The 20,515-nt window shown below is 54.7% G+C and carries 18 protein-coding genes and 1 pseudogene; 2 read left to right on the top strand and 17 right to left on the bottom strand.

The window, feature by feature from the left end; translation table 11 throughout:
- Positions 1–212: 212 nt before the first annotated feature.
- The 11 genes from cpoB to cydA all read right to left on the bottom strand — a co-directional run bounded on the left by cpoB (position 213) and on the right by cydA (position 9,183).
- On the bottom strand, positions 213–1,010 hold the full coding sequence (gene cpoB, locus ACW14G_RS18245) for a cell division protein CpoB (protein WP_163449185.1): 798 nt from the start codon (positions 1,008–1,010) through the stop codon (positions 213–215).
- 9 nt (positions 1,011–1,019) lie between these two features.
- Positions 1,020–1,541 (bottom strand): peptidoglycan-associated lipoprotein Pal, encoded by a 522-nt coding sequence (gene pal, locus ACW14G_RS18240; RefSeq protein WP_064548357.1) that lies wholly within the window; start codon positions 1,539–1,541, stop codon positions 1,020–1,022.
- A 34-nt stretch (positions 1,542–1,575) separates the two neighbouring features.
- Positions 1,576–2,868, bottom strand: a complete 1,293-nt coding sequence (gene tolB, locus ACW14G_RS18235; RefSeq protein WP_249023342.1) for a Tol-Pal system beta propeller repeat protein TolB — start codon at positions 2,866–2,868, stop codon at positions 1,576–1,578.
- Positions 2,869–3,000: 132 nt separating this feature from the next.
- Positions 3,001–4,260 carry a cell envelope integrity protein TolA gene (tolA, locus tag ACW14G_RS18230; protein WP_163449183.1) on the bottom strand — a complete coding sequence of 420 codons (1,260 nt, stop codon included), beginning with the start codon at positions 4,258–4,260 and terminating at the stop codon, positions 3,001–3,003.
- Positions 4,261–4,354: 94 nt separating this feature from the next.
- On the bottom strand, positions 4,355–4,783 hold the full coding sequence (gene tolR, locus ACW14G_RS18225) for a colicin uptake protein TolR (RefSeq protein WP_064548352.1): 429 nt from the start codon (positions 4,781–4,783) through the stop codon (positions 4,355–4,357).
- 3 nt (positions 4,784–4,786) lie between these two features.
- Positions 4,787–5,488, bottom strand: a complete 702-nt coding sequence (tolQ, locus tag ACW14G_RS18220; RefSeq protein WP_074398837.1) for a Tol-Pal system protein TolQ — start codon at positions 5,486–5,488, stop codon at positions 4,787–4,789.
- Positions 5,485–5,889 carry a tol-pal system-associated acyl-CoA thioesterase gene (ybgC, locus tag ACW14G_RS18215; RefSeq protein WP_035892730.1) on the bottom strand — a complete coding sequence of 135 codons (405 nt, stop codon included), beginning with the start codon at positions 5,887–5,889 and terminating at the stop codon, positions 5,485–5,487. The genes tolQ and ybgC overlap by 4 nt, the downstream gene beginning before the upstream one ends.
- A 146-nt stretch (positions 5,890–6,035) precedes the next feature.
- Positions 6,036–6,332, bottom strand: a complete 297-nt coding sequence (ybgE, locus tag ACW14G_RS18210; protein WP_065355542.1) for a cyd operon protein YbgE — start codon at positions 6,330–6,332, stop codon at positions 6,036–6,038.
- Positions 6,332–6,445: a cytochrome bd-I oxidase subunit CydX gene (gene cydX, locus ACW14G_RS18205; RefSeq protein ID WP_062775086.1), complete on the bottom strand. Its 114-nt coding sequence runs from the start codon at positions 6,443–6,445 to the stop codon at positions 6,332–6,334. Before cydX ends, ybgE begins: the two co-directional genes overlap by 1 nt.
- Positions 6,446–6,459: 14 nt before the next feature.
- Positions 6,460–7,599, bottom strand: a complete 1,140-nt coding sequence (cydB, locus tag ACW14G_RS18200) for a cytochrome d ubiquinol oxidase subunit II (RefSeq protein ID WP_065355541.1) — start codon at positions 7,597–7,599, stop codon at positions 6,460–6,462.
- A 15-nt stretch (positions 7,600–7,614) separates the two neighbouring features.
- Positions 7,615–9,183 (bottom strand): cytochrome ubiquinol oxidase subunit I, encoded by a 1,569-nt coding sequence (cydA, locus tag ACW14G_RS18195; protein ID WP_249023343.1) that lies wholly within the window; start codon positions 9,181–9,183, stop codon positions 7,615–7,617.
- Between the two features lie 790 nt (positions 9,184–9,973).
- Here cydA and ACW14G_RS18190 point away from each other — a divergent pair.
- Complete coding sequence (locus ACW14G_RS18190; protein WP_163449181.1) at positions 9,974–10,756, top strand: hypothetical protein; 783 nt, start codon at positions 9,974–9,976, stop codon at positions 10,754–10,756.
- A 38-nt stretch (positions 10,757–10,794) separates the two neighbouring features.
- On the opposite strand, the gene mngB is transcribed toward ACW14G_RS18190, so the two are convergent.
- Both mngB and mngA read right to left on the bottom strand, forming a co-directional pair.
- Positions 10,795–13,428 (bottom strand): mannosylglycerate hydrolase, encoded by a 2,634-nt coding sequence (gene mngB, locus ACW14G_RS18185; protein ID WP_249022149.1) that lies wholly within the window; start codon positions 13,426–13,428, stop codon positions 10,795–10,797.
- Positions 13,429–13,452: 24 nt separating this feature from the next.
- Entirely contained in the window at positions 13,453–15,369 is a 1,917-nt protein-coding gene (mngA, locus tag ACW14G_RS18180) for a PTS 2-O-a-mannosyl-D-glycerate transporter subunit IIABC (RefSeq protein WP_249023344.1), read from the bottom strand.
- Between the two features lie 183 nt (positions 15,370–15,552).
- Between mngA and ACW14G_RS18175 the strand changes: the two genes are divergently transcribed.
- Complete coding sequence (locus ACW14G_RS18175; RefSeq protein ID WP_167576386.1) at positions 15,553–16,269, top strand: GntR family transcriptional regulator; 717 nt, start codon at positions 15,553–15,555, stop codon at positions 16,267–16,269.
- 99 nt (positions 16,270–16,368) lie between these two features.
- On the opposite strand, the gene sucD is transcribed toward ACW14G_RS18175, so the two are convergent.
- The 4 genes and pseudogenes from sucD to ACW14G_RS18155 form a co-directional block, all read right to left on the bottom strand.
- The gene (gene sucD / locus ACW14G_RS18170) at positions 16,369–17,238 is read right to left on the bottom strand and encodes a succinate--CoA ligase subunit alpha (protein WP_008501094.1); all 870 of its coding nucleotides are present in this window, start codon (positions 17,236–17,238) and stop codon (positions 16,369–16,371) included.
- Positions 17,238–18,404, bottom strand: a complete 1,167-nt coding sequence (gene sucC, locus ACW14G_RS18165) for an ADP-forming succinate--CoA ligase subunit beta (protein WP_003022927.1) — start codon at positions 18,402–18,404, stop codon at positions 17,238–17,240. The genes sucD and sucC overlap by 1 nt, the downstream gene beginning before the upstream one ends.
- 110 nt (positions 18,405–18,514) lie before the next feature.
- On the bottom strand, positions 18,515–19,732 hold the full coding sequence (gene odhB / locus ACW14G_RS18160; protein ID WP_163449178.1) for a 2-oxoglutarate dehydrogenase complex dihydrolipoyllysine-residue succinyltransferase: 1,218 nt from the start codon (positions 19,730–19,732) through the stop codon (positions 18,515–18,517).
- Positions 19,733–19,745: 13 nt separating this feature from the next.
- A pseudogene (locus tag ACW14G_RS18155) lies at positions 19,746–20,515 on the bottom strand (2-oxoglutarate dehydrogenase E1 component); the annotation flags it as partial.

Here is a 20,515-nt window from a genome sequence, read left to right as displayed (position 1 = left end):
ACCAATTGATTAAAAGTCAACTGCTCTACCAACTGAGCTAACGACCCACTTTTTTCGCCACTTTCAGGATGTTTGATATCCCTTGGCAACGGCGGCATATATTACTGAATTCAGAATTCTGCGCAACAAAAATTTCGACAAAGATCACTTAACTGCTTATGTTTCATGCGGCAAGACCAGAAATAACACGATTTCTGGTCTTACTTCACGCATCACAGCCCGCTAAGACGTTTTTGCGCCTGCTTCGCACCGTCGGTACCTGGGTATTTGCTGACAACCTGCTGATATACCGCTTTCGCTTTTGCGGTATCGCCTTTGTCCTGCATGATCACCCCGACCTTAAACATCGCATCCGCCGCCTTAGGCGACTTCGGGTAGTTTTTCACCACCGACGCAAAGTAGTACGCCGCATCATCTTTTTTACCCTTGTTGTAATTCAGCTGACCCAGCCAGTAGTTGGCATTGGGCTGATAGGTAGAATCAGGGTATTTTTTGATGAAATTCTGAAACGCCACAATCGCATCATCCTGGCGAGAACTGTCCTTCACCAGCGCGATCGCCGCGTTGTAATCGGTATTCGCATCGCCCGTTTGCGCCGGAACGCCAGACGAAGCGGTATTTCCGCCCGCTGGCGCTGACGTCGCCGCTGCCGCATTGCTTTGGTCACCCGAAGCTGGCTGCGCCGGTGTCGCACCGCTGCCGCCGTTCAGGCTATCAATTTGCAGCATGATCTGCTTTTGACGATCCATCACCTGATTCAGCTGGTACTGACTTTCCTGGATCTGTCCACGGAGGGCATCAATATCAGACTGGTTATCGGAGAGTTGTTGCTGGAGTTGGGTCAAAAGTTGACTGTGAGCATTGGAAATACGCTCGAGTTGAGTGACGCGGTCTTCGACCGAGCCTGAGCCGACACTACTGATTGGCGCCTGAGCAAAAGCGGCCCAGGGGGCCGCTATGCCAACCAGTAACGACAGACTCATCAGATGATGTCTGAAGTTACTGCTCATGCAATTCTCTTAGTAAACCAGTACGGCACGACGGTTTTTGGAGTAAGCCGCTTCGTCGTGACCCAGTACTGCAGGTTTTTCTTTACCGTAAGAAACGATGGAGATCTGGTCAGCAGAAACGCCTTTACCCTGCAGGTACATTTTAACAGCGTTAGCACGACGTTCACCCAGGGAGATGTTGTACTCCGGAGTACCACGTTCGTCCGCGTGACCTTCTACGGTGACTTTGTAAGACGGGTTGCTACGCAGGAAGTTAGCGTGCGCATCCAGCATTGCAGCGAAGTCAGAACGGATATCGTACTTGTCGAGATCGAAGTAAACGATGTTGTTCTGCTGCAGCTGCTGCATCTGAAGACGCGCTTGCTCTTCAGAAGACATATTGCCGCTACCGTTCGCATCCATACCAGTGCCGGCACCGTTCAGCATGCCTTCGCTGCCGTCATTGCTGGCGTTCTTGTTGGAAGAACATGCCGCGATTGCCATTACAGGCAGAGCAATCAACAGCCCTTTCAGCACTTTGTTCAGTTGCATTTCAATGATTCCTTTACTAATCAATTAATTATTATCACAGATACGGCGACCAGGCAGGGAATTTAACCTGTCCATCAGTTGCCGGAAGACGCGCTTTGAAACGCCCATCTGTAGAAACCAAATTCAGCACGGATCCCATCCCCTGAGAAGAGCTGTAGATTACCATAGTGCCGTTAGGTGCCAGACTTGGCGTTTCGTCTAAAAACGTTGATGACAGAACCTGTACACCACCCGCTTCCAGATCTTGCTTAGCAATGTGCTGCTGACCGTTGGCCGAGCTAACCATTACCATAAACTTGCCGTCGCTGCTGACGTCAGCATCCTGGTTCTGCGAACCTTCCCAGGTAATACGCTGCGGAGCACCGCCGTTAACATTCACTTTATACACCTGCGGACGACCGGCCTGGTCAGAGGTGAAGGCCAGGTTCTGACTGTCCGGGAACCAGGTTGGTTCAGTGTTGTTGCTGCGACCGTTGGTCACCTGACGAATCTGGCCGGAGCCAAGGTCCATCACGTACAGGTTCAGGCTACCGGTTTTCGACAGGGCGAACGCCAGTTTAGAACCGTCCGGCGAGAATGCCGGCGCACCGTTGTGCTGCGGGAACGACGCAATCTGACGCACCGCGCCGTTTGCCAGCGTCTGCACGACCAGCGCTGAACGACCGCTTTCGAAGGTCACATAGGCCAGTTTAGAGCCGTCCGGAGACCATGCCGGAGACATCAGCGGCTGCGGAGAACGGTGGACCACAAACTGGTTGTAGCCATCGTAGTCAGAAACGCGCAGTTCATACGGGAACTGGCCGCCGTTGGTCTGCACCACATAGGCGATACGGGTACGGAACGCGCCTTTAATGCTGGTCAGTTTCTCGAACACTTCGTCACTGGCAGTATGGCCCGCGTAACGCAGCCACTGCTTGTTCACCTTATAGGTGTTCTGTGCCAGAACGATACCTGGCGCACCGCCGGTATCGACCAGCTGATAGGAAACGTTATAGCTACCGTCGGCGTTCGGGCTAACCTGACCGACAACCACGGCATCAATACCCAGCGCAGACCACGCGGCCGGCTGAACTTCCTGCGCGCTGCCCGGCTGCTGCGGCAGACGAGAGCGGTCTAATGGGTTGAATTTCCCGCTGTTACGCAGGTCGGCGCCAACAATGCCGCCGATATCTTCAGGCGCGGCACCCGGCCCGGCCCACTGGAACGGAACGACGCCAATCGGACGCGCCGAGTCCACCCCTTGGGTGATCTCGATACGTACTTCTGCGTGCAGCACCGCTGCCCACAGCATCAGAAAACCAAATGCTACTCGTAATGCCTGCTTCATCATTTCTCCCTTATCCAGGCGGAAAGCCCACGATAATTTAGCAGAATGTTAACAAACTAAAATACACAAAACTACCAAAACCCTGCGACGATCCCGCCTTTATTTTTCGCGTACTGCGGCGAAAAATAATCTTTATGGCTTGAAGTCCAGCGGCGCATTTTTAAAGGTCTGCCAGACCGCTTGTGACGGCGGTTTCGGGAACTTGGTCATTCGGTTAGTTGCCGCCAGCATCTGCTGACAGAACGCCGCATCCCCCCCCTCCTGCTTCACGCTCAGCACCGTACCATCTTCTGCCAGGTTCACGCGCAGCGTACAGGTCTTCCCTTTATAGGTATCCCAGTCGTACAGGTGACCTTTAATCGCCGCCTGAACCTGCGCAATATAGGACGCAATTTCAGCCTGCGATGCCCCACCCTGCCCAGCTTTGTTACCTTTAGCAGGAGAAGAGCCACCGGCGCTACCGCTGGTGCTGCCTTTCGGCGCATTCTTACCGGAGCTTAAGTCGCCTAACAGATCGTCAACGCCAGAAGCGGCGGCTGCTTTTTCCGCGGCGGCCTTTTTGGCAGCGGCGGCTTTTTCCGCAGCAGCTTTCTTGTCTGCTGCCGCTTTAGCCGCTGCTGCTGCCTTATCGGCAGCCGCTTTTTCCGCAGCGGCGGCAGCTTTCTCTGCGGCTGCTTTTTCAGCAGCAGCGGCCTTCTCGGCGGCGGCTTTTTCTGCGGCAGCCTTTTTCGCGGCTTCCGCAGCGGCTTTCTTCTCCGCATCGGCAGCAGCTTTCGCAGCGGCCGCTTCAGCAACTTTCTTCGCATCAGCTGCGGCTTTAGCAGCCTCGGCTTCCGCTTTCTTCTGCGCGTCAGCGGCGGCTTTCTTCGCCGCTTCCGCAGCCGCTTTCGCCTGCGCATCGGCTTTTGCTTTCGCATCCGCAGCGGCTTTCACTGCCGCTTCCGCGGCCGCTTTCGCCTGCGCGTCGGCTTTCGCTTTGGCATCAGCGGCGGCTTTGGCTGCCGCTTCTTCCGCCTGTTTTTGCTGTTCCTGGGCTTGCTTCGCCGCTTCCTGGGCCTGTAAACGCTCTTTTTCCAGCGCTTTTAAACGTTCCTGTTCGGCTGCCTGTTTCTCTCGCAGCTCTTCAGCCTGTTGCTGGGCCTGTTTCTCACGCTGCTCTTGCGCGCGTTTCGAACTGGCCTGCTGCTGCTGTTGACGATTATAGTTGTCGACGACCGCCCCCGGATCGACCATGACTGCGTCGATGGACGAACCGCCGCCACCGCCAGCCGCAGCGTCTAAATGCTCATCGAACGAACTCCAGATCAGCGCTGCAAACAAAATCACGTGCAGCACTGCTGAAATAATTATCGCTCGTTTAAGCTTGTCGTTTTGTTCGGTTGCCTTTGACACTCTCGGTTCCCAAAAACTGTTCCCCCGTTACTCTACAACACACGATGTGGGTCATTGCCGACCCACACCCTGCGCTGGTGCGGCATGTCGGCGGTTAAATGGGTTGAGTCATCAACCCGACCGATTTCACCCCGGCGCTGTGTAACAGGTTAAGCGCTTTAATTATTTCATCGTAAGGCACGTCTTTCGCGCCCCCAATTAAGAAGACCGTCTTCGGATTCGCCTGCAAACGACGCTGCGCTTCCGCGACCACCTGTTCAGGCGGCAGCTGCGGCATCTTCTCCGGGCCAACGTTCACGCTGTATTGCCCCACGCCGGACACTTCAACAATGACCGGGGGTTCATCATTACTGCTGACAGCCTGTGATTCGGTGGCATCAGGAAGATCCACTTCCACGCTCTGCGTAATGATCGGCGCTGTCGCCATAAAGATAAGCAGCAGCACCAACAACACATCCAGCAGCGGAACGATGTTAATTTCGGACTTCAGTTCGCGACGCCCGCGTCCACGTGCTCTGGCCATGGCTTACCCCTTGTTGCTCTCGCTGGCGGTACTGGCGGTAAAAGCCTGACGGTGCAGAATCGCGGTGAACTCTTCCATAAAGTTGTCGTAGTTCAGTTCCAGTTTGTTCACGCGCTGGTTCAGGCGGTTGTACGCCATAACGGCCGGAATAGCGGCGAACAGACCGATCGCGGTGGCGATCAACGCTTCGGCGATGCCTGGAGCAACCATCTGCAGCGTGGCCTGTTTTACCGCGCCCAGCGCGATAAAGGCGTGCATGATCCCCCAAACGGTACCGAACAGACCGATATACGGGCTGATGGAGCCGACGGTGCCAAGGAACGGAATGTGCGTTTCCAGCGTTTCCAGCTCGCGGTTCATGGAAATACGCATCGCACGCGATGCCCCCTCCACAATCGCTTCCGGCGCATGACTGTTCGCGCGATGCAAGCGGGCAAACTCTTTAAAACCGCTGTAGAAGATCTGCTCGGATCCCGCCAGATTTTCACGACGCCCCTGGCTCTCCTGATAGAGGCGAGACAGCTCGATGCCGGACCAGAACTTATCTTCAAACGCTTCTGCCTCGCGGCTTGCCGCGTTAAGGATGCGCGTTCTCTGGATAATGATGGCCCAGGAGGCGATTGAAAAACCAATCAAAATCAACATGATAAGTTTAACCAGAAGGCTAGCCTTCAGGAACAAATCAAGGATATTCATGTCAGTCACTGCTTAAACTCCGCGACAATAGACTTGGGAAGCGCACGAGGCTTCATGATGAGTGGATCAACACAGACAATCAGGACTTCTGCTTCGTTCAGAACCTTATTCTCAGCGTTGACTATTCGCTGCGTAAACACCATTGAGGTACCACGCATTGATGTAATTTCTGTCTGGACTTCGAGCATATCGTCGAGTCGGGCAGCCGCAAAATACTCCAGCGTCATTTTACGCACGACAAAGGCCACGCGTTCAGCCAACAGCACCTGCTGGCTGAAGTGATGGTGACGCAGCATCTCAGTGCGTGCTCTTTCATAGAAAGCGACATAGCTGGCGTGATAAACCACACCACCGGCGTCGGTATCTTCATAGTAGACACGAACCGGCCATCGAAACAGCGTTGTATTCACTTTACGTCCCAGTAATGCAAAAAATTTTTTGGGTTTTTGAACTTCGCTACTATACGCGCGGGAATGATGGTTTGGAATGGGGAGAAGTAAACGGAGAGTAAATTTTTATGGGCTCGTGCAAGCCCATTGTCTTCGGATGAAAATTTTCAGCGGTAAAAGAAGAAAATCAGCCCCGCAAATAACACCAGATCGGCGATAAGCGGACAAAAAATCCCCTGCCAGTGAATCGACCGCAGGCGGAAGCCCACCCCGTGAATCACGCCCGCGCACACGGACCACATCAGCAGAAACCCATGCCAGATTTCCAGCTCGCTGGTCTTCGCCGCAAAACGCGACGGATCCCAGAAAATGCAGCCTGCCAGCAGCAGGGCCATAACAAGGGAAAGCGCCCGCAGGGGGCGCTTGTCCATTATCGCGTACAACATTGCGATAACATTTTTCATCAGTGCTTTTCTTCACCCGCGTTGGTCGCTTCGACGTGCTCTAACGCCAGCGCGGTGATCACGCCGAATGCACAGGCAAGAAGCGTTCCCAAAATCCATGCGAAATACCACATATTCAGCTCCTTACTTAGTACAGAGAGTGGGTGTTACGTTCGATGTCTTCTTTGGTAATGCGACCGAACATTTTCCAGTAACACCAGGTGGTGTAGGCCAGAATAATCGGTACGAAGACAATCGCAACATAGGTCATCAGGTTCAGCGTCAACTGGCTGGAGGTCGCATCCCACATGGTCAGGCTCGCGTTCATCATTGTGCTGGAAGGCATAATGAACGGGAACATAGCAATACCCGCGGTCAGGATGATGCAAGCCAGCGTCAGTGAGGAGAACAGGAACGCCCATGCCCCTTTGTCCGCCTTGGTGCTAACAATCGTCAGCAGCGGCAGCACTACGCCCAGAGCAGGAATGGCCCACAGCGCCGGCATGTTGTTGAAGTTCACCATCCATGCACCCGCTTCACGCGCCACTTCTTTGGTCAGCGGGTTAGACGGGCCGGTATGATCCAGCACCGATTTCACCACATAACCATCAATGCCGTAGTAAACCCACACGCCTGCCAGTGCAAAACAGACCAACGTGACCAGCGCTGCCACCATTGAGACGGAGCGGGTACGCAGGTGCAGTTCGCCCACGGTACGCATTTGCAGATAGGTTGCACCTTGCGTCAGGATCATCCCCACGCTGACGATACCTGCCAGCAGACCAAACGGGTTCAGCAGCTGGAAGAAGTTGCCGGTGTAGTACAGACGCAGGTACTCATCAATGTGGAACGGTACGCCCTGCAGCAGGTTACCAAACGCCACGCCAATCACCAGCGGCGGCACGAAGCTGCCGACAAAGATGCCCCAGTCCCACATGTTGCGCCAGCGGGTATCTTCAATCTTCGAACGGTAGTCAAAGCCAACCGGACGGAAGAACAAAGAGGCCAACACCAGAATCATCGCAACGTAGAAACCGGAGAACGCAGCCGCATACACCATCGGCCAGGCGGCGAACAGCGCGCCACCCGCGGTGATGAGCCACACCTGGTTTCCGTCCCAGTGCGGGGCAATGGCGTTAATCATGATTCGACGCTCGGTGTCGTTACGACCGAGGAAGCGGGTGAGCATGCCCACCCCCATATCGAAACCATCGGCGACGGCAAAACCAATCAGCAGAATGCCAATCAGTAGCCACCAGATAAAACGCAATACTTCATAATCGATCATTTGACGACTCCTGTCTTAGCGTGCCGACTGAATAGCCGCAGAGGACTGTTCAAAGTGATAGCGACCGGTTTTCAGGCTGCTTGGTCCTTTACGGGCAAATTTGAACATCAGGAACAGTTCAGCCACCAGGAACAGCGTATACAAACCACAGATCAGCACCATCGAGAAGATCAGGTCGCCAGCAGTCAGCGACGAGTTGGCAACCGCCGTTGGCAATACTTCACCGATTGCCCACGGCTGACGGCCATATTCGGCAACAAACCAGCCCGCTTCAACGGCAATCCATGGCAGAGGCAAGCCGTAGAACGCCGCGCGCAGCAGCCATTTTTTCTCGCCGATACGGTTACGAATCACCGTCCAGAAGGAAGCGCCGATAATCAACAGCATCAGCACACCGCACGCCACCATGATACGGAAAGCGAAGTACAGCGGCGCAACGCGTGGAATAGAGTCTTTAGTCGCTTTCTGAATCTGCTCTTCCGTCGCATCAGCCACGTTCGGCGTATAGCGTTTCAGCAGCAGGCCATAACCCAGATCTTTTTTCACGTCGTTGAATTGCGCGCGTACCGCCGGATCGGTTGCGCCAGAGCGCAGCTGTTCAAGCAGGGAGTACGCATTCATCCCGTTACGGATACGCTCTTCGTGCTGCACCAGCAGATCTTTCAGGCCGGTAACCTGCTTGTCGACGGAACGTGTCGCGATGATGCCCAGCGCATAAGGAATTTGAATGGAGAAATGGTTCTCCTGCGCATCCTGGTCTGGAATACCAAACAGCGTAAAGGCAGCAGGTGCCGGCTGGGTTTCCCACTCGGCTTCAATCGCGGCGAGTTTGGTTTTCTGTACGTCGCCCATTTCGTAGCCGGATTCATCACCCAGTACGATAACGGAGAGGATGGCGGCCATACCAAAGCTGGCGGCAATCGCAAAGGAGCGTTTTGCAAAGGCGAAGTCACGGCCTTTGAGCATGTACCAGGAGCTGATGGCAAGGATAAACATCGCGCCGGTGACGTAGCCAGACGCCACGGTGTGAACGAATTTCACCTGTGCGACCGGGTTCAGGACCAGCTCGGAGAAGCTGACCATTTCCATGCGCATGGTTTCGAAATTGAAGTCCGAAGCAATCGGGTTCTGCATCCAGCCGTTGGCGACCAGAATCCACAGCGCGGAGAGGTTGGAGCCAAGCGCCACCAGCCAGGTGACGGCCATGTGCTGAACTTTACCCAGACGATCCCAACCGAAGAAGAACAGACCTACAAAGGTAGATTCGAGGAAGAAGGCCATCAGACCTTCGATGGCCAGCGGCGCACCGAAGATATCGCCCACGTAGTGGGAGTAATAAGACCAGTTGGTCCCGAACTGGAACTCCATGGTCAGACCGGTAGCCACACCCAGCGCAAAGTTGATACCAAACAACTTGCCCCAGAACTTGGTCATATCTTTATAAATCTGTTTGCCGGAAAGGACGTAGACCGTTTCCATGATGGCCAGCAGGAACGCCATACCGAGCGTCAGTGGCACAAACAGGAAGTGGTACATCGCGGTCAAGGCAAACTGTAAGCGCGACAGTTCGACTATATCTAACATCATGACTCCTTGCTCATCGCATGAAGACTCCGAGAATGAACCCGTTACCCGGGATTCAAACACATGCCCCAATACAAATTTATTTGTTACCCGCCAGGTTGCGATTTCATCCTGAGAGGAAATCATCATCAGCAAAGGTTACAAATACGTTAATAAAAAACCCAAATTGATCCCTCGAATATATTACGCCGTAATAACCCTACAATAAACAGGTTTTTGCTGAACTGTCTTTACGTTTTACGGCGTTGATCAATATATAGCGGAAGGGGTACTTTTCATCCAGTTTGATGCCGAGCAATTAAACGCTTTTTTGCCAATATTTCCAAGCTCCGAGCATTGATATAAATCAATATTTACGCTCAATGTTGAATATATGTTTCCACGATTAAACCATGTAGATTGAATGTTAAATTAATGTTTTATTAATGAGCTCTGCGGTTAGCCAAAAGATTTATATGAGAATTATAGGTAATAATATTTAACTTCATCGGCCTCGATAAAAAAATGCTGCCAAACCATGATAATGTTAGTCGGTTCACAGTAATTTTTCGCTAGCACATATTTCGGTATTTCCTGGCGAATGCGTTCTTTTTTCCCCTTCCCGCTTACCCGATCGCCCATCAATCCAATCTATTAATTCAGATATGCTTCAAATGATTGTTAAAAATAATTGAGTTAAAAATAATAACCCACAAAAACTATTTCAGGCAGGCCACAGTTTTCCTCACAGACGATGTCAGAATAGATGCCAACTTACTGATACTCCACTTACTTTTGCCAAGGAACGCTCATGCCGTCTCGACTGACTACCGCCCTACTCGCCTGCTTTGCGATCTTGCCCGTTACCCTGCACGCCTATGCCGAAGATGCTGTCGATAAAGCCAATAACCCCCTGCACCTTGCCAGCTCTTTCGCGGTGCAGGATTACTACACGCCTGAAATCGATGGCACCAACCAGCACACCAACGATGTGCTGTTCCGCGCGACTATCCCCATCGACAGTAACGACCTTATTGCGGTACCGCAAATTATGCGCGTAACGGTGCCGATGGCGACTCGCCCGCAAAGCAGCGGCGGCTACGACAGCGGCATTGGCGATATCAATCTGTTCGATATTTTTTTGCTCAAGCAGGATGGCGTCAAGCTGGGCGTTGGGCCGCTGCTAACGGCCAACAGCGCGGCAAAGGAGGAATTGGGTACCGGGCAATGGCAGGCCGGGCTGTCGGCGGTGGCGGTCAATACCTCGCCGCGCTGGCTGACCGGCGCGCTGGTACAGTGGCAAAAAAGTTTTACCGGCGATAGCGATCGCGCCCATGTTGAGACGGCGACGCTGCAACCGTTCCTTATCTACAAAATGTCCCGCGGCTGGTTTTTACGCTCCACCGCGATCTGGAGCTACAACGTCAAAAATGATGACTATGTGATCCCACTTGGGCTAGGCGGCGGGCGGGCGATACTGGTCGGAGACTATATTGTTAACAGTTTTATCGAGCCGCAGTGGACGGTAGCGCACAGAGGGGACTATCAGCCGGAGTTCACGCTGTATGCGGGGTTCAGCATCATGCTGAAATAGGCCCGCAATAAGCGCCGGAAGGCGCTTATTGCGTAGTATCAAGCTAGCTTAAGGCTGAAGGTGCGGGACTGGCGCGGCCGGAAAACGGTGGTGCTGTCCGGGGCCGCCTCCTGCTCGCCGTACGGTTTTTCATCCATTCCGGTTTCATGACACTGGATAACGCGGCGGCTATACGAAACCGCCGCCTCGCAGGATACGCTATCGGAAGGGTTGAACAGCCGCAAAATAAGCTCATCGCGATCTTCCGCTTTTTTCAATGCGCTAAGCTGGCAGCCAACCGGTGACATGCTTAACAGGCTATAGCTATCGGGTACGGTGAAATCGGCTTTGTTCAGCTTCATCGCATCCCATGGAATTTTGTTATAGCACTGAATAGGGGTAAGCCAGGCCCGCGCCTGCTGTGCCACCCCCGCGTTAAGTGGGGTCCCGCTGTAGCTGAACAGGCTGAAGCGACAATGTAACGCGCCGTGCATCTGGGAATCAGGGACCGGTAGTTTGATCCCTGAAGGGCGGCCAGGGCGCAGTAATAAATCCTCTTTGCCCAGTAAACCCACGCCGCGCATCAGCGTTAAAGCGAAGGTTTTTTTCTCCTCGCCAATCACTTCAAATTCCCGTAGCCCTTCGCTAAACAGTGCAAGACCGTTACGTCCTTCCTGCAAGGCCGCGTAATTCAGCAGGTTCCAGACCGGCACAGGCGCTTCCTTCCAGCCCTCCGCCTGCCAGTTCGCCATCGCGTCATCGCGTACCGGACGCACGACGGTGCCAAACTGGGTGTCGGCCAGCACCTCCTCGGTACGGAACGGCGTTGGGATCAGCACACGCACGCGGTGGTCGTCGGCCTGATTATCGAGGCGGACTTCCACGTCAATACGACGGGTGTTATGGCTGAGCGTGACCGTTATTTCTACCCCCAGCTCACCATTGCGCTGACGCGCCGTGCGTTCGCTCAGGTTAGCGGGGACCGACATACGATAACGAATCACGGCGCGGCTTTGCCAGGCGTCGTGAATGACCTCATGTTCAAACGCTGTCCCGGCCGAAGTAAGCAGCCACTCTTCCCGTGAGGGCGAGTAATCATACTCATCGCCGTCATCAGCGCCCTCTTCTATCTCCAGCACGCGTTGATAAACAATGCCCGAGTCTTTATCGCGTAGCTGCAAGGTCCCGTCATCGTTGAGGTCAATCTGCCAGAAGGCATTTTCCAGCAGCGCCTCGGTTGGGGCGGCGGCCGGCACCTGGTTACCCGCCGCATGCGGCTCGATATACAACGTGCAATAGCCCATCGATGGCAGAATCTGTTTAAGCTGGATGTCGTACTCCATAAACGGCTCATAGTTACCGTAATGGACAATCTGGCGATCAATCAGCCCTGGGTCGAGTTCCCGCGCCGCGCAAATAAAGTAGGGGATCTCATGCCCTTTATTGTCCAGCAGCCGGAACTGGCTCGCACGCAGGCGAATCGTGGTGTTGATCACCTCTTCGCGCGGCCACGGCATCAGGTTAAACATCACCAATTTGTCCGCGTCGCTGTGGGCCATGTTGTCGGTGATTTTGCGCAGGTAGAAACGAATCAGGTTATCGGCCATGTCTTCAGCGAGGATAAAGCGCGAGACAATTTCACGATGAACCTTGTCGCTACAGCAGCAGCCAATACTGTCGTGAGCGTGGTTTTTTAAGATCTCTTTCCACATTTTCTCCAGCAGGCCATGGTGATATTCAAAGCCCATGCTCCAGGCAAGCGTCGCCAGCGGCTCCAGCAGGTTGATGATTTTATTCTCAATGCGCGCATGGGCGATTTTGATATCCATACGCGTGGAACCGATAGTGCGGTGTACGCGCATGTATTTGCCGTCGATGAATTCGCCATGGAGCGTCGCCAGCTCATCACGATGAGCCTCAATTTGCTCAAACACCTCTTCGAAGCGGCTCATCACAAACTGTCGCTGCGGGTAGATCTCCCGCAGTTTATCCATCACCGCAAAGATGTTTTGCTGTAACGGCATCTGGTCATGGCCGTTCGGGAGCAAAATCTCTTTGGTCACCGAGGCTTTTTCCAGCACCTCAAAGTAGTTGTCGAGGCGTTTACGCAGCCCGGCTTCATCCTCCGGTAAGTACTTACCAATCGCGTAGCCCAACGGCAGCACCTGAGTGGCAACTTCACTGCCGTCCTGGCTTTGCCATAAAAACTCGGTCTTATCGGTACCGTGGCGCTCTGAACATCCACGCCAGAACATCGCGCGGGTGATGCCAAAGCCGTTATAAATGTGCGGTAGCTGCCCGGACATACCAAACGAGTCGGGAAGGTAACCAATCTTCATCGGTTCGCCAAATGCCATACAGTCGCGGATGCCGTACATCAGATTACGGACAATGGATTCACCCGAAACGATAGTGGTATCCGTTTGCGTATACCATGGCCCAATAATCAGTTTTCCGGCCTGGACAAGCGACTTAACGCGCTGCCGATTTTCCGGTTTAACGGCAAAATAGTCCTCCAGTACCGCCGTTTGCCCATCCAGGACGTAGTATTTATAGTCGGCATCCTGCTCAAGACGCGTGAGGATCTCTTCCATATTGTTGACCAGTAAAATACGCGACTCTTCCGTCGTGAAATACCACTCTCGATCCCAGTGCATATGCGGCGTTATGTGAACGCGAGATACTGCTTTCATCTTCGTTTCCTGTTTAATCAGTGCTTACGGCATCACGCTGTCGGTGACGTATTTCCCTTTTCTGACCGCCTGACGTCGCCAGAGCAGCAGCACCACGGTGGAAATCAATGTCCCAACCAGCGCAGCACCAAACCAACCTGCCGCGGCGACATAAGCGCTTAGTCCGCCATGCTGCAGTAAAAATAAGGAGAAAATCCCGGCGCCAGGCGTTGAGAGGCCAATCCCCATGGCGCCGACAATGGCTCCGGTCGCCATCGATCCCAGGACAAAAGAGCCAATCACGCGGACCGGATCTTCAATCGCCATCGGAATCGCCCCTTCGGTGATCCCCGCCAGCCCCAGCAGCCAGGTGGATTTTCCGGTCTCAATTTCAAACTGTTTAAACAGATTCGGCGCCAGCATGGTGGACGCGGTGACGGTAAAGGCAGATACCATTTTCACCGACGCGAAGATGGCATAAGGGCCATACACGCCGTTGGCCATCGCCCCCAGGCAAAACGCATAGGCCGCTTTGTTCACCGGGCCGCCGAGGTCGAACGAACACATAAAGCCGAGAATCACGCCCAGCAATAGCGCATTCGCCCCCGAGAGTCCGTTAAGCCAGGCGGTAAGCGAGTTGTTGACCCAGGCGACGGGTTCGCCAATGACAAACAGCATCAGGCTGCCTGCGGCCAACGTCCCGATGACCGGGTAGAGGTAGAAGGTCATGAAACCGTTAAAGCGGTTGCTAAGGCGAATATGCTGTTTCACCCAACGCATGAGGTAACCCGCGATTAAGCCGCCGGCCACCGCGCCTAAAAATCCCGCGCCGATCATATTGGCGGCGAGACCCGCGGCAAAACCCGGCGCCAGCGCGGGTTTATCCGCCAGTGAATAGGCGGTATAAGCAGCCAGAACGGGGACCATCAACGTGCCAAGCATGCCGCCGCCCAGCTTGCGGTACATCCACAGCCAGGAGTTTTCAAGGTCAAAGAGATGCTGCAGGCCAAAGATTTGCGCCAGCAGTACCGCCACCGCCAGCACCGTCCCGCCGGCGACGATCAGCGGCACCGCAAATGAAATCCCGCTAAGCAGCGCTTGCTTCAGTTCGGCTTTTACGCTTTTTTTCACCGCCTCTTGCGGCTTAGCGATTCTATTGCCTTGCGTCGGTTTCAACGCCAGCGCGCGTTCAATCAGCGCCTCGGCATGGCGCAGCGGTTCGGCGACCGGGACTGAAATAGCCGGAATGCCGTTAAAACGCTCGCTCTCTTTAATCGCCACTTCCGCCGCAAAAATACAGGCTCGCGCAGCATTCAGCTGTTGCGCGGTAAGGCGGCCTTCAATGCCGTTGGCCCCCTGCTTTTCCACCACCACGTTAACGCCCATCCGGCGTCCGGCTTTTTCCAGATACTCCGCCGCCATATAGGTGTGGGCGATACCCGCCGGGCAAGCGGTGACACAAACAATTGTCGGTGCGTCATCGCTGAGCGCTGCGACGCTTTTTTCTGGCTCAGCATCCAGCGCCGCCAGCAGTGCCTCGGGGCTGTCGGCAGCCATCACCCGCTGTCGTACCTCATCATCGGCCAGACGGGTAGTCAGATCGGTCAGAATCTGGATATGCGTCGATCCCGCTTCTGCCGGCGGGATGGCCAGCAAAAAAATCAACTCGACCGGTTCAGGGCCATCGACCCCTTCCCAGGCCAGCGGTTCACGTAGCGTCGCCACCGCAAACGCCGCTTCTTTCACCGCCGCGGTTTTACCATGTGGTACCGCCAGTCCTTCACCAAGGGCTGTGGGCCCCAGGGATTCCCGCTCGAATACTTCCGCAAGATAAGCGTCCGCATCAGTAATTTTTCCCAGTTCAACCAGCCGCTGCGCAAGCTGGCGAATCGCGTCGTCGCGATCGGTAAAGCGGGCGTTTAGGCAAACCGCACGAGGGTGGGACAGGGTCGTCAGGTTCATCATGATCCTCACTGAATTGTCGTTATAGTGTGCAGCGATTGTGTCAGACAACATAATACATTTTAGTGATCAATTTCACTAACTGGCAATAATTTGTATTTAATTTGTATTATTTACTATTGCGGAGATGTCGGCATAATTTGCCTGAAAGGTATTAACCACTTCATAGCTAAGCGAAAACTGATGAGTAAAAAACCGATGTATCGCCAGATAGCCGATGAACTGCGGGCGCAAATCACACGCGGCGAGCTAAAGCCGGGTGATGCCCTGCCAACCGAGTCTGCGCTACAGGCGGCCTTTCAGGTCAGCCGCGTCACCGTCAGGCAGGCGCTAAAGCTGCTCACCGATCAGGAGATTATTGAGAGCATCCAGGGCAGCGGATCCTATGTCAAAGAAGAGCGCGTCAATTACGACATTTATCAGCTCACCAGCTTTTATGAAAAGCTGGCCGATCGTCAGGTTGAGACACATAGCGAAGTGAAAGTGTTTGAAGTTATTCCGGCAGGAGAGACGCTGGCGGAACACCTCCAGCTCGCCGCCACGGATAAGGTCTGGCACGTCAAGCGGGTGCGATTTATCAAGCAAAAAGCGGTCACCCTAGAAGAGACGTGGATGCCCCTCGCCCTGTTTGCCGATCTCACCTGGGAGGTCATGGAAAACTCAAAATATCACTATATTGAAACGATCAAAAAGATGGTTATCGATCGCAGCGAGCAGGAGCTTATCCCGGTGATCCCAAACGAGGAGACGGTCGCAATGCTGGGGATTGCGCCGGGGAAACCGGTGCTGGAGAAAATTTCTCGCGGATTCCTGCAGGATGGGCGGGTGTTTGAATATAGCCGCAATACCTTCAAAAGCGACGACTATAAATTTACGCTGGTGGCCAAACGACGCCATTAAAAAAGGCCGCCCAGGGGCGGCCAACCATGTCGAAACAAGACATATAAGGCTCCCTCTTTCCCTGTATGCAGCGGGAATTCGGTGAGGGAGCAGAGAGGATTACTTAATGATGGACTTCAGCGCTTCGCCAATGTCAGCCAGGCTGCGAACCGTCTTCACGCCAGCAGCTTCCAGAGCAGCGAATTTCTCATCAGCGGTACCTTTACCACCGGCAATGATGGCGCCAGCGTGGCCCATACGTTTGCCTTTCGGCGCGGTAACGCCCGCGATATAGCCAACAACCGGCTTGGTCACGTGTTCTTTAATATAAGCAGCCGCTTCTTCTTCTGCGCTACCGCCGATCTCGCCGATCATCACGATCGCTTCAGTCTGCGGATCTTCCTGGAACAGCTTCAGGATGTCGATGAAGTTAGAGCCCGGGATCGGGTCGCCGCCGATGCCCACACAGGTAGACTGGCCGAAACCGTAGTCGGTGGTCTGCTTAACCGCTTCATAGGTCAGGGTACCGGAACGGGAAACGATGCCCACTTTACCCGGCTTGTGAATGTGACCCGGCATGATGCCGATTTTGCATTCGCCCGGGGTGATAACGCCTGGGCAGTTCGGGCCGATCATGCGCACGCCGGCTTCGTCGAGCTTCACCTTCACGGTCAGCATATCCAGCGTCGGGATACCTTCGGTGATGGTGATAATCAGTTTGATGCCTGCATCAATCGCTTCCAGGATGGAGTCTTTGCAGAACGGCGCCGGAACGTAGATAACGGTGGCGGTAGCGCCGGTCGCTTCTACGGCTTCACGAACGGTGTTGAACACCGGCAGACCCAGGTGAGTAGTGCCGCCTTTACCTGGCGTTACGCCGCCAACCATCTGCGTACCGTAAGCAATCGCCTGCTCGGAGTGGAAAGTCCCCTGGCTACCGGTGAAGCCCTGGCAGATAACCTTGGTATCTTTATTAATTAAAACTGACATTATTTCCCCTCCACTGCGGCAACAACCTGCTGAGCTGCATCCGTCAGACTTTTCGCTGCAATAATATTCAGGCCGCTATCAGCCAGTTTTTTCGCGCCGAGCTCGGCGTTGTTGCCTTCCAGACGTACGACAACCGGGACGTTAACGCCCACTTCGGCTACCGCGCCGATGATACCGTCAGCGATCAGGTCGCAACGTACGATACCGCCGAAGATGTTAACCAGAACGGCTTTGACATTGTCGTCAGAGAGGATGATTTTGAACGCTTCGGTTACGCGCTCTTTGGTTGCGCCGCCGCCAACGTCAAGGAAGTTAGCCGGTTCGCCACCGTGCAGCTTAACGATGTCCATGGTGCCCATGGCCAGGCCCGCGCCGTTAACCATACAACCGATGTTACCGTCCAGCGCAACGTAGTTCAGTTCCCACTGTGCCGCCTGCGCTTCACGCGGATCTTCCTGAGACTGGTCGCGCATTTCGCGCAGGTCAGCCTGGCGGAACAGCGCGTTGCCGTCAGCGCCCAGTTTGCCGTCGAGGCAGATCAGGTCGCCCTGCTTGGTCACCACCAGCGGGTTGATTTCGATCAGCGCCAGGTCGCGCTCCAGGAAGATAGTCGCCAGACCCATGAAGATCTTGGTGAACTGCTGAACCTGTTTACCTTCCAGACCCAGTTTGAACGCCAGCTCACGGCCCTGGTAAGGCATCGGGCCTGCCAGCGGATCCAGCGCCACTTTGTGGATCAGGTGCGGAGTTTCTTCCGCCACTTTTTCAATTTCTACGCCGCCTTCAGTCGAGGCCATAAAGACCACGCGACGAGAGCTACGGTCAACTACCGCGCCCAGGTACAGCTCTTTACCGATGTCGGTAGCAGCTTCAACCAGAATCTGGTTAACCGGCTGACCGTGTGCGTCCGTTTGGTAAGTGACCAGACGTTTGCCCAGCCAATGTTCAGCGAAAGCGCGAATGTCTTCTTTGGAGTTAACGACCTTCACACCGCCCGCTTTACCGCGGCCACCAGCGTGAACCTGACATTTCACTACCCACGGGCCAGCGCCGATTTTTGAAGCGGCTTCTTCTGCTTCGCGCGGAGTAGTACAGGCATAACCCACCGGAGCCGGTAAGCCATAGCGGGCAAAGAGTTGTTTTGCCTGATATTCATGTAAGTTCATGTGTTCTATCCATCCTATAAAATGTTGTTGAGTTGTGGTCTGGATCTTTTAGTTCTGCATAGCACAGAGTGGGCCTCCTCCCCGCACGGGGAGAGAGGCCGCTAACATCACTACACGTCCAGCAGCAGACGGGTTGGATCTTCCAGCAACTCTTTAATTGCCACCAGGAAGCCTACAGACTCGCGCCCATCGATCAGACGGTGGTCATAGGACAGTGCCAGGTACATCATCGGCAGAATTTCTACTTTGCCATCCACCGCCATCGGGCGGTCTTTAATCGCATGCATACCCAGAATCGCGCTCTGAGGCGGGTTGATAATCGGGGTAGACATCAGGGAACCAAAGACGCCGCCGTTGGTAATGGTGAAGTTACCGCCGGTCAGATCTTCTACGGTCAGCTTACCGTCACGGCCTTTAACAGCCAGCTCTTTGATGTTCTTCTCGATGTCAGCCATGCCCAGAGCATCCACATCACGCAGGACCGGCGTCACCAGGCCGCGTGGCGTCGAAACGGCCATGCTCACATCGAAGTAGTTGTGGTAAACCACATCATCGCCATCAATAGAAGCGTTCACTTCCGGATAGCGTTTCAGCGCTTCAACCACCGCCTTCACGTAGAAGGACATGAAGCCCAGACGAATACCGTGGCGTTTTTCAAACGCGTCACCGTACTGCTTACGCAGGTCCATGATCGGTTTCATGTTCACTTCGTTGAAGGTGGTCAGCATCGCGGTGGAGTTTTTCGCTTCCAGCAGACGCTCGGCCACGCGCTTACGCAGACGGGTCATCGGAACGCGTTTTTCGGAGCGGCCTGCCAGCGGCGCAACCGGTGCAGCGGCCGGAGCCGGTGCAGCAGCGGCTTTCGCCGGTGCTTTTGCCAGGTGCTTCTCAACGTCTTCACGGGTCAGACGGCCACCGACACCAGTGCCTTTAATGGCGTTGGCATCGAGGTTATGCTCAGCCAGCAGGCGACGGATCGCCGGGCTGAGCGCTTCGTTATTTTGCTCTTCCAGCGACGCCTGCTGGCGCTGAGCCGGGGTAGACTCTTTGCTGTCAGCCTTGACGCTGGTTTCTTTACCGGCGCTGTTGCCTTCACGCAGGCGACCGAGGATCTGACGGGAAGTGACGGTGGTGCCTTCATCTTCCAGAACGGCATCAAGGATACCATCTGCCGACGCCGGTACTTCCAGTACCACTTTGTCAGTTTCGATTTCTACCAGCACTTCATCACGCACTACCGCATCGCCCGGTTTTTTATGCCAGGTGGCCACGGTCGCATCTGCTACGGATTCAGGCAGGTCAGGGACCAGAATATCTACGCTACTCATTATGTATCCTTAATTAATCGACGTTCAGCGCGTCATTGACCAGATCTTGTTGCTGCTTCTGGTGAACGGACATATACCCTACCGCCGGTGAGGCGGAGGCCGGGCGACCTGCGTAACGCAGAGCGGCCCCAAATGGAACTACTTCACGGAAATGATGCTGGCTGCAGTACCAGGCGCCCTGGTTCAGCGGCTCTTCCTGGCACCAAACAAAATCATGCACGTGAGCAAATGGTTTCAGTGCTTCCTGTACCGCCTGGTGCGGGAACGGATACAGCTGTTCGATACGCACAATAGCGACATCTTTCTGGTCGTTTTTGCGACGCTGTTCCAGCAGGTCGTAGTACACCTTACCAGAGCACAGCACCACGCGTTTCACCGCTTTCGGATCCAGTTCGTCAATCTCGCCGATGGCCGGCATAAAGGTGCCATTCGCCAGTTCGTCGAGCGAAGAGACCGCCAGCGGGTGACGTAGCAGCGACTTCGGTGACATCACCACCAGCGGACGACGCATCCCGCGCAGCGCCTGACGACGCAGCATGTGATACACCTGAGCCGGGGTAGACGGCACGCAAACCTGCATGTTCTGCTGAGCGCAAAGCTGCAGATAACGTTCCAGACGCGCGGAGGAGTGCTCCGGCCCCTGGCCTTCATAACCGTGCGGCAGCAGCATCGCCAGACCGCACATACGGCCCCATTTCTGCTCGCCGGAGGAGATGAACTGGTCAATCACCACCTGCGCACCGTTGGCGAAGTCGCCGAACTGCGCTTCCCAGATGGTCAGCG

Source organism: Kluyvera sp. (assembly GCF_965301105.1).
The sequence above is the reverse complement of the archived record's forward strand: the minus strand, read 5'-3'. Positions and strand labels throughout refer to the sequence as shown.